At 59.2% G+C, this 15,812-nt stretch carries 13 protein-coding genes; 6 read left to right on the forward strand and 7 right to left on the reverse strand.

Annotation, left to right across the window (positions count from 1 at the left end):
- Positions 1-24 precede the first annotated feature (24 nt).
- The 7 genes from lepB to rpoE form a co-directional block, all read right to left on the reverse strand.
- Entirely contained in the window at positions 25-1,005 is a 981-nt protein-coding gene (gene lepB / locus EGI20_RS04500) for a signal peptidase I (RefSeq protein ID WP_498629991.1), read from the reverse strand.
- Positions 1,006-2,799, reverse strand: coding sequence for a translation elongation factor 4 (gene lepA / locus EGI20_RS04505; protein WP_124734374.1), 1,794 nt, complete (start codon positions 2,797-2,799; stop codon positions 1,006-1,008).
- Positions 2,800-2,870: 71 nt separating this feature from the next.
- Positions 2,871-3,122 carry a glutaredoxin family protein gene (locus EGI20_RS04510; protein WP_124734375.1) on the reverse strand — a complete coding sequence of 84 codons (252 nt, stop codon included), beginning with the start codon at positions 3,120-3,122 and terminating at the stop codon, positions 2,871-2,873.
- Positions 3,123-3,124: 2 nt separating this feature from the next.
- The gene (locus EGI20_RS04515; RefSeq protein ID WP_498629994.1) at positions 3,125-3,610 is read right to left on the reverse strand and encodes a SoxR reducing system RseC family protein; all 486 of its coding nucleotides are present in this window, start codon (positions 3,608-3,610) and stop codon (positions 3,125-3,127) included.
- Complete coding sequence (locus EGI20_RS04520) at positions 3,607-4,563, reverse strand: MucB/RseB C-terminal domain-containing protein (protein ID WP_498629996.1); 957 nt, start codon at positions 4,561-4,563, stop codon at positions 3,607-3,609. The genes EGI20_RS04515 and EGI20_RS04520 overlap by 4 nt, the downstream gene beginning before the upstream one ends.
- Positions 4,563-5,045 (reverse strand): RseA family anti-sigma factor, encoded by a 483-nt coding sequence (locus tag EGI20_RS04525; protein ID WP_498629998.1) that lies wholly within the window; start codon positions 5,043-5,045, stop codon positions 4,563-4,565. The genes EGI20_RS04520 and EGI20_RS04525 overlap by 1 nt, the downstream gene beginning before the upstream one ends.
- 2 nt (positions 5,046-5,047) lie before the next feature.
- Entirely contained in the window at positions 5,048-5,647 is a 600-nt protein-coding gene (gene rpoE / locus EGI20_RS04530) for an RNA polymerase sigma factor RpoE (protein WP_124734379.1), read from the reverse strand.
- 321 nt (positions 5,648-5,968) lie between these two features.
- Between rpoE and prpB the strand changes: the two genes are divergently transcribed.
- The 6 genes from prpB (at position 5,969) to EGI20_RS04560 (ending at position 15,730) form a co-directional block, all read left to right on the forward strand.
- Positions 5,969-6,847, forward strand: a complete 879-nt coding sequence (gene prpB, locus EGI20_RS04535; protein ID WP_498630000.1) for a methylisocitrate lyase — start codon at positions 5,969-5,971, stop codon at positions 6,845-6,847.
- A 36-nt stretch (positions 6,848-6,883) separates the two neighbouring features.
- Complete coding sequence (locus EGI20_RS04540) at positions 6,884-7,597, forward strand: citrate/2-methylcitrate synthase (RefSeq protein ID WP_498630002.1); 714 nt, start codon at positions 6,884-6,886, stop codon at positions 7,595-7,597.
- 87 nt (positions 7,598-7,684) lie between these two features.
- Positions 7,685-10,306, forward strand: a complete 2,622-nt coding sequence (acnD, locus tag EGI20_RS04545; RefSeq protein WP_498630053.1) for a Fe/S-dependent 2-methylisocitrate dehydratase AcnD — start codon at positions 7,685-7,687, stop codon at positions 10,304-10,306.
- 136 nt (positions 10,307-10,442) lie between these two features.
- Positions 10,443-11,639 carry a 2-methylaconitate cis-trans isomerase PrpF gene (prpF, locus tag EGI20_RS04550; protein ID WP_498630004.1) on the forward strand — a complete coding sequence of 399 codons (1,197 nt, stop codon included), beginning with the start codon at positions 10,443-10,445 and terminating at the stop codon, positions 11,637-11,639.
- Positions 11,640-11,792: 153 nt separating this feature from the next.
- On the forward strand, positions 11,793-13,421 hold the full coding sequence (locus EGI20_RS04555) for a methyl-accepting chemotaxis protein (RefSeq protein ID WP_498630006.1): 1,629 nt from the start codon (positions 11,793-11,795) through the stop codon (positions 13,419-13,421).
- Between the two features lie 152 nt (positions 13,422-13,573).
- Positions 13,574-15,730 carry a methyl-accepting chemotaxis protein gene (locus EGI20_RS04560; RefSeq protein ID WP_498630008.1) on the forward strand — a complete coding sequence of 719 codons (2,157 nt, stop codon included), beginning with the start codon at positions 13,574-13,576 and terminating at the stop codon, positions 15,728-15,730.
- The last annotated feature ends 82 nt before the right edge of the window (positions 15,731-15,812 follow it).

Raw genomic sequence — 15,812 nt, forward strand, 5'->3', positions numbered from 1 at the left:
CCGGGCAGTCAAAAGGCGAAACCGTTACTCTATTTTCATTCCGATGCGCGAAAAATCACCGAAATTCATCCAGATCAGGAAAGCTTTGCCCACTAGCAGATCATCGGCAACAAAGCCCCAGTAGCGGCCATCCAGACTGTTGTCGCGATTGTCGCCCAGCATGAAGTAGTGGCCCTGTGGCACTTTGCACACAAAACCGTCTTCAGCATACTGGCAATTATCGCGATACGGGAAGTCGCGCACCTGTGCCGGATCATAGACTGGCGCCTGAGGACTCTTCAGCACCTTATAGGTCTTGGCCTCAGGTGTGGATGGCAGGGTTTCAATGTACTGGTCGTTCCGTATCATCGCCAGACCCTGCTCCAGATAGTCATAAGTACCATCCGCCACATCCGGCACGGCCTTGCCGTTGATAGTCAGACTCTTGTTGCGGTACTCGACCGTGTCCCCCGGCAGCCCGATCACACGCTTGATGTAATCGACGCGCGGGTTAGGCGGGAAATTGAACACCGCCACATCACCACGCGCAACTTCATGCACCGGCACTATCACCTTGTTCAGCACCGGCACCCGTATGCCGTAGGTGAATTTATTGACCAGAATGAAGTCGCCAACAATCAGCCCCGGCCGCATGGAACTGCTGGGAATCTGGAACGGTTCGGCAATAAACGAGCGCAGCAGGAATACCACCAGAATGATGGGGAAAAAGCCCTTGGCGTTGTCGACCATATGGCCGGGCTCTTCGCCCGGCGCTCGGCGGCGTGCCAGATAGAACTTATCCAGCGCCCAGCCAAAGCCGGTCACCAGCACAATCACCAGCATCACGGCTGAAAAGCTCATCCAGCTCGACAGCACGCCGAAGCAGCCGACCAGCAAGGCGATATAGCCCCACTGCACGGCAGCCGGCCACTCTTTGGCGCCCGCCTCTTTCTTGCCGGCCGACGCGATCAGCGCAATGCCGACTACCGCTACAACGACAAACACCCAGAACAGATTCCCGCTCACTTATTTGTCCCCTACTTGCAAGATGGCGAGGAAGGCTTCCTGCGGAATTTCCACATTACCCACCTGCTTCATGCGGCGCTTACCGGCTTTCTGCTTTTCCAGCAGCTTTTTCTTACGGGTAATATCGCCGCCATAGCACTTGGCCAGCACGTTCTTACGCAAGGCCTTGATGGTTTCGCGCGCGATAATGTGCGCACCGATGGCCGCTTGCACCGCGATATCGAACATCTGGCGCGGAATCAGTTCGCGCATCTTGGCGGCAACGGCACGGCCGCGGAACTGGGCGCTCTGACGGTGCACGATCAGGGACAGCGCATCCACCTTCTCGCTATTGACCAGAATATCCAGCTTGACGAGGTCGGATGCCTGATATTCCTTGAAGTCGTAGTCAAGCGATGCGTAGCCGCGGCTGGTGGACTTGAGCTTGTCGAAGAAGTCCATCACCACTTCATTCATCGGCATATCGTAAGTCAGCATCACCTGGCGGCCCAGATACTGCATATTGCGCTGCACGCCACGCTTGCCGTTACACAAGGTCATCACCGCACCGACATACTCCTGCGGCAGCAGGATATGGGCGGTAATGATGGGTTCGCGGATTTCTTCCACCTTGGCAGGATCCGGCAGCTTGGACGGGTTTTCCACATGGATCACCTCGCCGTCCTTCATCAGTAGCTCGTACACCACGGTAGGTGCCGTGGTGATCAGGTCCATATCGAACTCGCGCTCGAGACGTTCCTGCACAATTTCCAGATGCAGCAGCCCCAGGAAACCGCAACGGAAGCCGAAGCCCAGCGCCTGCGACACTTCCGGCTCGTACTTGAGCGAAGCATCGTTCAGTTGCAGCTTTTCCAGCGCATCGCGCAGATTATCGTAGTCGTGGCTTTCCACCGGATACAGACCGGCAAACACCTGCGACTGGACTTCCTTAAAGCCCGGCAATGCTTCGGCCGCCGGCGTTTTCATCAAGGTAATGGTATCGCCCACTTTGGCCGACTTGATGTCCTTGATACCGGCAATGATAAAGCCCACCTCGCCGGCCCTAAGCTCGCTGCGCTGCAAGGCTTTAGGCGTGAATACGCCGACCTGCTCGCACAGATGCTCGGCACCGGTGGCCATGAACTTGATCTTGTCCTTGGGCTTGATCACGCCGTCCTTGACACGCACCAGCATCACCACGCCGACGTAGTTATCAAACCACGAATCGATAATCAGCGCCTTGAGCGGGGCATCCACATCGCCGACCGGCGGCGGAATCTTGGCAATCAGGGTTTCGAGGATATCCTCGATACCGATACCGGATTTAGCCGAAGCGCGCACCGCATCGATGGCCTCGATACCGATGATGTCTTCGATTTCCTGACAGACGCGCTCTGGCTCGGCAGCCGGCAAATCGATCTTGTTCAGCACCGGCACCACCTCGACCCCCAGGTCGATGGCGGTATAACAGTTGGCAACGGTCTGGGCTTCTACACCTTGCGAAGCGTCCACGACCAGCAGCGCGCCTTCGCAGGCGGACAGCGAACGCGACACTTCATAGCTGAAGTCGACGTGTCCCGGTGTGTCGATCAGGTTGAGGTTGTAGACCTCGCCATCCCGCGCCTTGTAATGCAAGGCTGCAGTCTGCGCCTTGATGGTAATGCCACGCTCTTTCTCAATATCCATTGAGTCGAGCACCTGGGCGCTCATTTCGCGTAGATCCAAGCCACCGCAGAACTGGATAAAACGGTCAGCCAGCGTGGATTTGCCGTGGTCGATATGGGCAATGATAGAAAAATTGCGTATGTGTTTCATCAGGCTCGCAGACAACAAAAAGACGAGGGCACGTAGTGCGCCCTCGTACAGGTATCAATTAGTGCGCGATTCTAGCGGATTTCGCCGGCATGTGCAGCCAAACGTTCCGCCAGAGCGGCTTCATCCAAGTGCCAGTGGCAGATCTCGCCCTTTGCATCCAGCAACACGGGCACCAGTTCGTTGTACTTTTCTTCCAGCACCGGGTCGGCATCCACGTCGACAATATCCAGCTCAAAGCCGTAGCGCGCCTGCCAGGGCAATAGTGCATCACGCATGGCATGGCACAGGCTGCAATAATCGCGGAACATCAGCGTCAGCGTCATTTTTACTCCAAGGGCCGGTTTTTTGAACGGCAAGTACGAGCCGGCGCGGCCACAATGGCGTCAGGGTCCAGCTTACTGGCAATATGAGGCTGAAAACGCCCATCCTCCGACAGGCGTTGCGCCCGGCGGCGCACCAGCAGCAAGCTCAGCAGCAAGCAACCCAAACCGGCAAGCGCCGACGCCATCTCGCCAAACAGTGCGCCCAGCAGCGCGCCGGCGAACAAGGCTAACAGCGGCAAGACATACATCAGCAACACACTTTGTCTCAGGCTTTTTTCCGGCACGGCCACCATCACCTGGTCCCCGGCCCCTACACCCAGGCTATCCAGCACCCGGAACACCGGATCACGCCCGCTAAACAGGCGCGCGATACTCAAGGAACGACAACCGCCCTCAGCATCACACTGACCGCATGGCGAATGCGGCTTGGGCTCGACCCAGGCCGCACCGGGCTCGACGCGCAATACGCGTGCTTCGGTTTCAATCATGATTTTTTAACAAGCCGCAGATGACGGGCAATGGCCTGCAAGCCGGCATCAGGCAGATCCCCCACCAAGGTCAAACGGTACTCGCCCTCATTGTCTGTAGCTACCGAAATAGGCCCATGCGTCAGATGAGGCGCCGGTTTGGCATCCTTGGCATACTCGACAAACAGAGAAAACACGGCCAGACCATCGCTATACACCCGGTGCTGAACCGGTGGTGCACCATCATTACCCGGCATTTTACGCATGACAGAACGCAGCAGCCGAAAACCCGGCGGAATGCCTTTGATCTCTAGCGACTCCACTCCCTCTTCAGCCTTCACGGCAGAAGCAGAGGATGCTGCGCTTAAGGGATAAACCGGCTGCACACTCACCTTGGCGCGCGGTGCGCGATCATCCAGATCAATAAAGCTGAACAACTCGACCACATCCTGCTGTGCATCCAGCGTGACCCACTTCAGCGGCAGCTGACTGGCCTTATCCAGACAAACGCGCTGTGTATAGCGCTGCCCGGCTTCCAGCGATTTCAACTGCCACCATTGGCATTCGCGCGACGCTACCCTATCCGAGCCCAAGCGGCTTAGGGCATAGCCATCAGCCAGCATGGCCACATTATCCGGCAGAATGGCCGGAAACAGCTTGGCACTGCTTATTTTTGCTGCCAGCAGCGAATGCTCGTCCGGAGCGGACGTAATCAGCACGTCGCCATGACGGATAATCTCGCGCGGCAAGCCATCCAGCGAAACACGGCGCTCCCTGACTTTCCCCTTGCTGACTGAACGCTGGATACGGAAGGTCTCGGATGCAGAACCTATCTGGTGCAGGTAACTGCCGGACAATGTTTGCTGGCGTGCAACCTGCGCAGCCTTGCCAAGCAAGGCCCAGTCATCATCAGGACCGGCCTGTACCAGAGGTGCCAGCAACATGCCGAAAAAAACACAAAACCTGAACTGCATCAATGTGCTGCCTTGTCACGCGCTGGCACATAGGCAACCCGCCGCTGCGAGCCGTCTATTGTCCCCGCCATTTCCTGATGCGCCAGCAGATAAGGTGCATCTACCGCTGTAGCCGGGCTGAACACCTGGGCTTCGCTTGCTTTGGCCACCACCATTTCCGACTCATCCTGCTGCCAGCCCATCCAGCCGACAACGGCCGCGCAAGCAACCGATGCGGCCAATGCATAATGGCGCAGCTTTCGGGAAGGCAAAGGCCAGCGTCTGGCCGGCGCCAAAACAGTAGGCTCATCACGCAGGCGCTCACTGACTTCGCGCCGCACATCCAGCGCAAGACCCCCGCCCCCGCGCATGGCATCCCCGATCAGCTGATAGGTATCCCAGCTATCCTTCAATGCCTTATCCGCCTGTAAATCCGTGATGGCCGCGTGTGCCGCTGCATCATCCAGCGCATCGTCCATCAAAGCAGAGATATTTTCTTTCATCACTACCACCTCTTGTCTTTTGCCGTATCCAGCAAGGGGCGCAACTGCGTTGCAATCGCTTCACGCGCACGGAAAATACGCGACCTGACCGTACCAATCGGACAATCCATCACTTGGGCGATTTCCTCGTAGCTGAGACCATCCATTTCACGCAGGGTAATTGCCGTACGCAACTCCTCAGGCAACGCATTCACCGCCTGGTTAACCGTCTCCACGATCTGGCGGTTCATCATGTCCGCTTCGGGCGTATGGTAATCCGGCATCTGATCGCCCAGATCAGCGACCTCGCCATCTTCATCCTCGACCCCGGCCTTGAACACAGGTCTTCGACCATTGGCACTGAGAAAGTTCTTGGCCGTATTGATTCCGATACGATATAGCCAAGTGTAAAAAGCGCTCTCACCCCGAAATGACGGCAATGCCCGGTAGGCCTTGATAAAGGCCTCCTGTGTCACATCCTCAATGTCCGCGCTGTCCTTGATAAAGCGCGACAACAAGCGCCCCAGGCGTCTTTGATACTTGGAAACCAACAAATCAAAGGCGCGCTTCTCCCCACGCTGGACGCGTTCCACCAATTGCTGATCGAGTTCCCGATCACTCATTCTTGTTTACAGCTCCTGATTTTTTCTATGCTTGCTGTCCAGATTTTTATAGTCATCTCTTATGACTCCTCTGCTCCGGATAAGTTCGACCGTAATAAGCCGTCACCTTAACAGAGCACATTGCAAAGCAAAACCGACAAGCACCAGCTTCTGACCATTGCACGTACTTCCAAACGTGCGTTTACCAGACAAAAACACAACAAGCGGCAAAAAAACAGCTGGGTGCAAGAAAAATAATGCCCTCGCCATTTACGAACTTACCAAGCACTTGCTAGAATTTGGAATAATCACTCAGCCAACACATCATCAAGGAGCCGCCAGATGCATACCCCGGGTCAACGTTTCCGTCTTGCCGTCGAGCAGGAAAAGCCGCTGCAGGTTGTCGGCGCGGTCAATGCCTATTTTGCCCGTCTTGCCGAGCACTCCGGCTTCAAAGCCATTTATCTGTCCGGCGGCGGTGTCGCCGCCTGCTCCTGCGGCATTCCCGATCTTGGCATCACCACCCTGGAAGACGTACTGATCGATGTACGCCGCATTACCGACGTCACCGAACTGCCACTCTTGGTCGACATCGATACCGGCTGGGGCGGCGCATTCAATATCGCCCGTGCCGTGCGCAACCTGGAAAAAGCCGGTACCGCCGCCGTGCATATTGAAGACCAGGTCCAGCAAAAACGCTGCGGCCATCGCCCTAACAAGGCCATCGTCAGCAAGGAAGAGATGGTTGACCGCGTGAAGGCCGCCGTCGATGCCCGCCGTCAGGATATGGTGATCATGGCGCGCACCGACGCACTGGCAGTCGAAGGCCTGGAATCGGCCATCGAGCGCGCCATCGCCTGCGTCGAGGCCGGCGCCGACATGATCTTCCCCGAAGCGATCACCGATCTTGCCATGTACAAGCAGTTTGCCGAAGCGGTGAAAGTGCCGGTACTGGCCAACATCACCGAGTTCGGCTCCACCCCGCTCTATACCACCGAACAACTGGGCAATAACGGCGTCTCACTGGTGCTCTATCCGTTGTCGACCTTCCGCGCCGCCTCCAAAGCCGCGCTGAATGTCTACGAGGCACTGCGCCGCGACGGCACCCAGGCCAATGTGGTCGACACCATGCAGACCCGTATGGACCTGTACGATCACCTCGGCTACCACGACTACGAACAAAAACTGGACGCCCTGTTTCAACAGGAAAAAAACAAATAATCCGCGTCCGCCCCGCTATCTGCAAAGGAGAATCACATGACTGAAGTCGTCATCGGCAAGCCGAAAAAATCCGTCGCCCTGTCCGGCGTAGCCGCCGGCAATACCGCACTGTGCACCGTTGGCCGTACCGGCAATGATTTGAGCTATCGCGGCTACGACATTCTCGACATCGCCGACCGTTGCGAATTCGAAGAAGTCGCCTACCTGCTGGTTCATGGCAAGCTGCCCAATGTGGCTGAACTTGCCGGCTACAAGGCCAAACTCAAGGCGCTGCGCGGCCCCAAGCATGGCGGCGCCAACGAGGTGGCATTCGATATCCAGAAGCGCTACGACACGCCGGATGAAGCGGAAAATGACATCAAGGCACGGGTAGAGAAAAAAGAAGTGGTGATCGGCTTCGGCCATCCGGTGTACACCATTTCCGATCCGCGCAACAAGGTGATCAAGGAAGTCGCGCGCGAGCTGTCGGCCGCCGCCGGCGACAGCAAGATGTTCGACATCGCCGCGCGTCTGGAATCCGTGATGTGGGACATCAAGAACATGTTCCCCAACCTCGACTGGTTCTCCGCCGTGTCCTACCACATGATGGGCGTGCCGACCGCGATGTTCACTCCGCTGTTCGTGATCGCCCGCACCAGCGGCTGGAGCGCGCATGTGATCGAGCAGCGCATCGACGGCAAGATCATCCGTCCGAGCGCCAATTATGTCGGCCCGGAAGATCAGGCCTTCATGCCGATCGAACAACGCTAAGCGCCTGAATTAAGCGGGGGAGCCGTGCGCCTGGCGCCGGCTCCCCCTTGCCGCATGCATGCCTACCCTATCGTGATGACCGACACCATGAATACTCACTACCGCAAACCCTTGCCCGGCACCGGCCTCGACTATTTCGACACCCGCGCCGCAGTTGATGCGATCGCGCCGGGTGCCTACGCCAAACTGCCTTATACCGCGCGCGTGCTGGCCGAAAACCTGGTGCGCCGCTGCGACCCTGCCACACTGACCGACGCCCTCAAGCAACTGATCGAGCGCAAGCGCGACCTCGACTTTCCTTGGTTCCCGGCGCGCGTGGTCTGCCACGACATTCTGGGCCAGACTGCGCTGGTGGATCTGGCCGGCCTGCGCGACGCCATTGCCGATCAAGGCGGCGACCCGTCACAAGTCAATCCGGTGGTACCGACCCAGCTCATCGTCGACCACTCGCTCGCCGTCGAATGCGGTGGCTTCGACCCGGACGCCTTCGCCAAGAACCGCGCCATCGAAGACCGCCGCAACGAGGACCGCTTCCATTTCATCGACTGGACCCGTACCGCATTCAAGAACGTGGATGTAATCCCGGCCGGCAACGGCATCATGCACCAGATCAATCTGGAAAAAATGTCGCCGGTGATTCAGGCACGTGACGGCGTCGCCTTCCCGGACAGCTGCGTCGGCACCGACAGCCACACGCCGCATGTGGACGCATTGGGCGTGATCGCCATCGGCGTCGGCGGCCTCGAGGCCGAAACCGTGATGCTGGGCCGCGCCTCGATGATGCGCCTGCCCGACATCGTCGGCGTCAAGCTCACCGGCAAGCGTCAAAGCGGCATCACCGCCACCGACATCGTGCTGGCACTGACCGAATTCCTGCGCAAGGAGCGCGTCGTCTCCGCCTGGCTCGAATTTTTCGGCGATGGTGCCGATAGCCTGTCTATCGGCGACCGCGCTACCATTTCCAACATGACGCCAGAGTTCGGCGCCACGGCCGGCATGTTCTACATCGATGAACAGACCATCGCCTACCTGAAGCTGACCGGGCGCGAGCCTGAACAGGTGGCACTGGTCGAGAACTATGCCAAAACCACCGGTCTGTGGGCAGACAGCCTTGCCAGTGCCGAATACGAGCGCGTACTGGCGTTCGACCTGTCCAGCGTCACGCGCAATATGGCCGGCCCGTCCAACCCGCACAAGCGCCTGCCGACAACCGAATTGCAGGCACGCGGCATTGCCAGCGAAGCCCAGCTTGCCGCCGCCCGCGCCGAAGAGGCACAAGGACTGATGCCGGACGGCGCGGTCATCATCGCGGCCATTACCAGCTGCACCAACACCAGCAACCCGCGCAATGTGGTTGCGGCGGCACTGCTGGCGAAAAAAGCCAATGAACTGGGTCTGACCCGCAAACCGTGGGTGAAGTCGTCGTTTGCGCCGGGTTCCAAAGTGGCCGAGCTGTATCTGAAGGATGCCGGCCTATTGAGCGAACTGGAACAACTGGGATTCGGCATCGTCGGCTTCGCCTGCACCACCTGTAACGGCATGTCCGGCGCGCTTGACCCGGCCATCCAGCAAGAAATCACAGAACGCGATCTTTACGCCACCGCCGTGCTGTCCGGCAACCGCAACTTCGACGGCCGCATCCATCCCTACGCCAAGCAGGCCTTCCTCGCCTCGCCGCCGCTGGTGGTGGCCTACGCCATTGCCGGCACCATGCGTTTTGACATTGAAAAGGACGTGCTGGGCGTGGTGAATGGGCGCGAGATTCGCCTGATCGATATCTGGCCATCGGATGATGAGATCGACGCCATTGTCGCCAAGAGCGTCAAGCCCGAGCAATTCAAGCAGGTCTATATCCCGATGTTCGATCTGGGTGTGGCACAACAGGCCGACAGCCCGCTCTATGCCTGGCGGGAGCAAAGCACCTATATCCGCCGCCCGCCCTACTGGGAAGGCGCACTGGCCGGCGAGCGTACACTCAAGGGCATGCGGCCGCTGGCGCTATTGCCGGACAATATCACCACCGACCATCTGTCGCCGTCCAATGCCATTCTGGCCAACTCGGCCGCCGGCGAATATCTGGCCAAGATGGGCCTGCCTGAAGAGGACTTCAACTCCTATGCCACGCACCGTGGCGATCACCTGACCGCACAGCGTGCCACCTTCGCCAACCCCAAGCTGATCAATGAAATGGCGGTGGTCGATGGCCAGATCAAGCAAGGCTCGCTCGCCCGTATCGAACCAGAGGGCAAGGTCACCCGCATGTGGGAAGCGATCGAGACCTATATGGCACGCAAGCAGCCCTTGATCATCATCGCCGGTGCCGACTACGGCCAGGGCAGCTCGCGCGACTGGGCGGCCAAAGGCGTGCGTCTGGCCGGCGTCGAGGCCATCGTGGCCGAAGGCTTCGAGCGCATCCACCGCACCAATCTGGTGGGCATGGGCGTGTTGCCACTCGAGTTCAAGCCGGGCGTCACCCGCAAAACCCTGATGCTGGACGGCACGGAAAGTTACGACGTGCTGGGTGCGCGCACCCCGCGCGCGACACTGACGCTGGTCATCATCCGCAAAAATGGCGAGCGCGTCGAAGTGCCGGTCACCTGCCGCCTCGATACCGCCGAAGAAGTCTCGATTTACGAAGCAGGCGGTGTATTGCAGCGCTTCGCACAAGACTTCCTCGAGTCAAGCAAGACTGAAGTTGCATTAGCGTAAGCGCCGGTTATAAGTGTTAGCTGCCAGATGGCGGCTAACACCCGGCTAGGCAATGCAAACCGGTCTGGCCGGTAGCGACCTGCCCTGCCAGACTCGGCCGCCTGGCCTACCCAATACATTCATCAGGAATTCAGCCATGGCTCACCTTCCACAGATCAGGATTCCCGCCACCTACATGCGTGGCGGCACCAGCAAGGGCGTGCTCTTTGCCCTGCAAGAGCTGCCGATTGCCGCGCAAGTAGCCGGTGCGGCGCGCGACGCTCTGCTGATGCGCATCATCGGCAGCCCCGACCCGTACGGCAAACAGATAGACGGCATGGGAGGCGCGACCTCAAGCACCAGCAAAACCGCGATTGTCAGCAAAAGCACGCAGGCAGGGCATGATGTCGATTACCTGTTCGGCCAGGTTTCCATCGACAAGCCCTTCGTCGACTGGAGCGGCAACTGCGGCAACCTCACCGCCGCCATCGGCTCTTTCGCCATCAGCAAAGGTCTGATCGATCCTGCTCGCGTACCGGACAACGGCATCTGCACCGTACGCATCTGGCAGGCCAATATCGGCAAAACCATCATCGCGCATGTACCGGTCAGCGCAGGTGCTGTGCAGGAAACCGGCGACTTCGAACTGGATGGCGTTACTTTTCCCGCTGCCGAAGTCGCCATCGAGTTTCTGAACCCGGCCGCCGACGAGGATGGCGCAGGCGGCGCGATGTTCCCGACCGGCAATCTGGTCGACGATCTGGTGGTGCCCGGCGTCGGCACCTTCAAGGTGACCATGATCAATGCCGGCATCCCGACCGTGTTCGTTAACGCAGCCGATATCGGCTACACCGGCACCGAACTGCAGGATGCCATCAATAATGACAGCGCCGCGCTGATCCGCTTCGAGACCATCCGCGCCTACGCGGCACGGGCCATGGGGCTGATCCAGGATGTGGACGAAGCCGCAAAACGCCAGCACACACCCAAGATCGCCTTTGTTGCACCCGCAGCCGACTATCTGTCGTCCAGCGGCAAAGCCATCAAGGCCAGCGAGATCGATCTTTTGGTACGCGCGCTGTCGATGGGCAAGCTGCACCACGCGATGATGGGCACCTGTGCGGTGGCCATCGGCACGGCTGCCGCCAGTCCCGGCACGCTGGTCAACCTTGCCGCCGGTGGCGGCGAGAAAAGCGCGGTGCGCTTCGGCCACCCGTCCGGCACCTTGCGCGTCGGCGCCGAGGCACAGCAGGCGAACGACCAGTGGACGGTCACCAAGGCAGTGATGAGTCGCAGCGCGCGCGTGCTGATGGAAGGCTGGGTGCGCGTACCCGGCGACACATGCGAATCTTGATCCGCTAAGCAGCAATACCACCCCATCTGCGACCCCGGGCATAGCCCGGGGTTTTTGTCATATCCGGCTTAACTTTTATCACTCCATATCATCTCAAATGGCATATTAATAAGTTATACTTTCCAAATTCCTTTCAGGTATGGATCTTTCTTCATGCGAAAATTTTCCGACTGGCCGATCTGGCTACGCCTGACTTCCGCCATCTGGCTTTGCCTGGCACTGGCATTAGGCGGATTGATTACCTGGGAGACCCGCGTCAGCCGCGAGATAGCCGTCGATCAGGCCAAGGGATTGGCGCACAGCATGAACGAAATGACGCTGGCTGGACTGACCGGGATGATGATCACCGGCACCGTGGCACAGCGCGATGTTTTTCTGGACCAGATCCGGGAGCTGTCCAGCGTGCACGACCTGCGCGTATTACGCGGCGAAGGTGTAAGCAAAATATTCGGCCCGGGCAACGGCGGCGACAAAGCCCGCCCGGTTGACGACATCGAGCGTCAGGCACTGGCCAGCGGCAAACCCTATATCGCCATCGAAAGCTCACCGGCTCAGGGCGAGATGCTGCGGGTGGTCTATCCGGCACTGGCATCCAGCAACTATCTGGGCAAAAACTGCACCAGCTGCCATCAGGTGGCCGAAGGTACACCGCTAGGCGCAGTGAGCATGCGCATCTCCCTGACCAAGACTTATGCTGCCGTAGATGGCTTTCGCAACCAGAGCATCGCCTTTGCCCTGCTGATGTCGCTACCGCTGATGGGACTGATCTTCCTGTTTATCCGCCGCTTCGTGACCCGCCCGCTAAACCAGATGTCGCAGGGGCTGGCGGAACTTGCGGGGGGGGATGGAGACCTGAGCCGGCGCCTGCCGGTCGCCAGCCGTGACGAGATCGGCATCGCGGCATACCGCTTCAACCGCCTGCTGGAAACCATCTCGGCGCTGGTACGTGATGTCAGCCGTTCAGCCGGCGCCGTCGCGACCGCATCGCACACCCTGTCCAGCCACGCCGCCAGCCTGGCGCAAGGCTCGAAACTGCAAAGCAACCAGTCACAGGCCGCGACAAGCGAAGTCGAAACGCTGGCCCAGCACATCGTGGCCATTGCCGGACAAGCCGGCACAGTACGCGATATTTCAGCGCGCAGCTGCGAACAATCCGAAAGCGGGCGCCAGAATCTGGCGCTGCTGCGTAGCGAGGCATTGCAAGTCGAGCAAGCCGTACGCTTAATGGCCGATGCCGAAAACGACTTTATGCACTCGACCTCGGCAATCAACGACATGACGCGTCAGGTACGTGAAATTGCCGAGCAGACCAACCTTCTGGCCTTGAACGCCGCCATCGAAGCGGCACGTGCTGGCGAAGCCGGCCGCGGCTTTGCCGTCGTCGCCGACGAAGTACGCAAGCTGGCAGAGAAATCAGCCGCCTCGGCCGCACAAATCGACAAGGTGACCTCGGCACTCGGGCCGAAATCACTGGCCGTACGTGAAGCACTGGAACACAGCTTGAGCCGCTTGGCGTCCAGCCAGCAATCGACAGAGCAGGTTGTCGCCGTACTGGATGCGACCCGGGTTTCGGTCGCCGATGTCAGCCACGGCCTGGATCAGATCGTGGGTGTGACCGAGCATCAAAAGGCCAGCAGCAACGTCGTCATTCACAATATCGAGAGCATTGCCGAGCGCGCACGCGAAAATGACATCGCCATCGGCCACACTGTTCAGGCTGTGGCCGAACTGGACAAGCTGGCCTCGACGCTGCAGGAATCGGTTTCGCGCTTTCGCACCTGATGCCCCCATATGGGGCATAGCAGTAAACCGCCCCCTTCCAATCGCAAGCCCATTCAGCCAAACGGCAGCGCAACTACGCTGCCGTTTGGCTTCTCCCTGCCCGTCATTGGCACGCCATTTGCATGTCTGTTTTATCGGAAATGGAGGCCACCATGCAAAACATGCTTAAAAGCACGCAAATGGCGCGTAGCACACAGGAACAGCACTGGCTCCCCCTGCTTGGCAAGACCGGAAAAATCGCCATGCGCTGGTCCTGTTTCCTTAATCGCGACCGCTATCCGGTACTCGAAGACATCTTCGAAAATTTTGCCCGTACCCGGGTAGGGATACTGCTCGACTGGACAACGCAACACTGGCAGGCACTGGATAGCCTGGGCAAACACCTGTCCAGCCTGGGGCAGGGCCAATATACGGCAGCGCTTGAAGAGGCTTATGCCACCTTAGGCGATGTAACCGAACTATTTATTCTGTCACCACAAGGGCAGCTTCTGGCGAGCACGGCCAAACACACACGCTCACCAACCTCCCCCCTCCCCCCTTTACTGCAACAGGGTCTTTGCAAACCGGTACTGTACGGGCCGTACCGCGACGAGGAAACCCTACGTCTGGGTGCACGCAGTTCACGCTTTCACGATGCAGTGACCCTGATGTTCCACCAACCGCTGATACGCGACGGCGCAAGCTGGGGCTGCCTGTGTGCGCGTGTGCCCAACGATGTGCTGGGCGACCTGATCCAGCGCGAGGCCGGGCATATTTTCCATGCGTCAGGCGACAACTACCTGTTCATGGTCAAGCCAGTCGTCGATCCTTCCATTCGCCCCGGCACTGCTTTATCGCGATCGCGTTTCGAAGACCATACTTTTAGCGGCGGCGACAACCTGAAAGATGGCGTGCCCACATCCTACGGCACGGTAAAGGTACGCGAACACACCGAACTTGAACTCGTCTTCAACGACCCGGCCAGCGGCGAACTGCACCCTGGCGTGCGCGAAACCATACGCCGCGGCGAAAACCTGTTTGTCACCTATCCGGGCTACGCCGACTACCGCCACATCCCCGTCGTCGGCAAGGGCATCAGCTTCAGCCTGCCCGGCTCGCCCGACACCTGGGGCATGATGTGCGAAGCCGATCTGGAAGAGGTCTATCGCTACCGCTCGGTCAGCTACCAGTTAAGTAGCCGCTTTCTGGGCCTCCAGCTGGCATTGACGACAGCAACGCTGGGGGTCACACACTTTACAGCACTGCCAGGCATACTGCAGGCCGGTGCGGCACTGTGTCTGGCACTTGGCGGAACGCTGGGGTTTCATGCTCTGTTTGCAAAACCGCTGGCGCTACGCATGCGAGCCATGTCGGGGATGATACGCAATGTTGCCGAGGGCGCTGGCGACCTGACCTTGCGCATCAAGCGTGACTCGCTGCGCCATGACGAAACCGGCCTGATGGCCCAATGGGTCAACAGCCTGATTGATAATCTGGATTTGACGCTGGGCCGCCTGCTTGGCGTCAGCCGTACGCTTGGCCACACCAACTTGCGCATGAGCGAACACAACCAGGCCGCAGGCGTCGCAGCCACCCAGGTACAAAGCACCGCGGCCCGCACACGGGAAGGGCTGCAGATGCAAGCGGTCATACTCGCCGACGCCAACCGTTACGCCGACCATGTACGCGCTGCAATGCATGAACAGAACAACAGCAGCCGCAGCCAGATGCAGACTGTCAGCGAACGCACAGGCAGCATTCGCCAGACCGTCGCGCAATCGGCATCAATCATCGACTCGCTAGGCGACAGTACGCAACAGATCAGCAGTGTGGTCGGCCTGATTCAGGACGTCGCCGACCAGACCAACCTGCTGGCACTGAATGCCGCCATTGAGGCTGCGCGTGCCGGCGAGGCCGGGCGCGGCTTTGCAGTGGTCGCCGACGAAGTCAGGAAACTGGCCGAACGCACCCGCAGCAACACCGAAGACATTCGCAACATGATCAGCAGCGTGCAGCAACAGGCTGCCAGTGCGGTCGCGAGCATGCAATCCGGCATGCGGGATCTGGAAGAAGGCTTACAGCTGGCCGAAGCATCCGCCGGAGAAAACCCAGAAGTACAGGCACTTGTCGACGGACTGATCGGCATCATCCAGCAATTGTCGAATGCCGGTCACCAGCGTTTGCATGAGGCAGAAGAAATCGGCGATGTCAGCATCAATCTGGGGCAAACCCAGGCCGCACTGGCCGGTAGCGTCAACGAGGCACGCAACGGCATCGACGGTCTCACCCTGCTGGCTGGCAAATTCCGCGTCTCGCAACTCGCGCGCTAGCCATTTCGGCCATGGGCATAAACGAAGCCCGCATCTGGCATAGACGCGGACACGAAAACAATAGCCAACTGATGACGAGCAT

This window comes from Aquitalea sp. S1-19 (assembly GCF_024343515.1).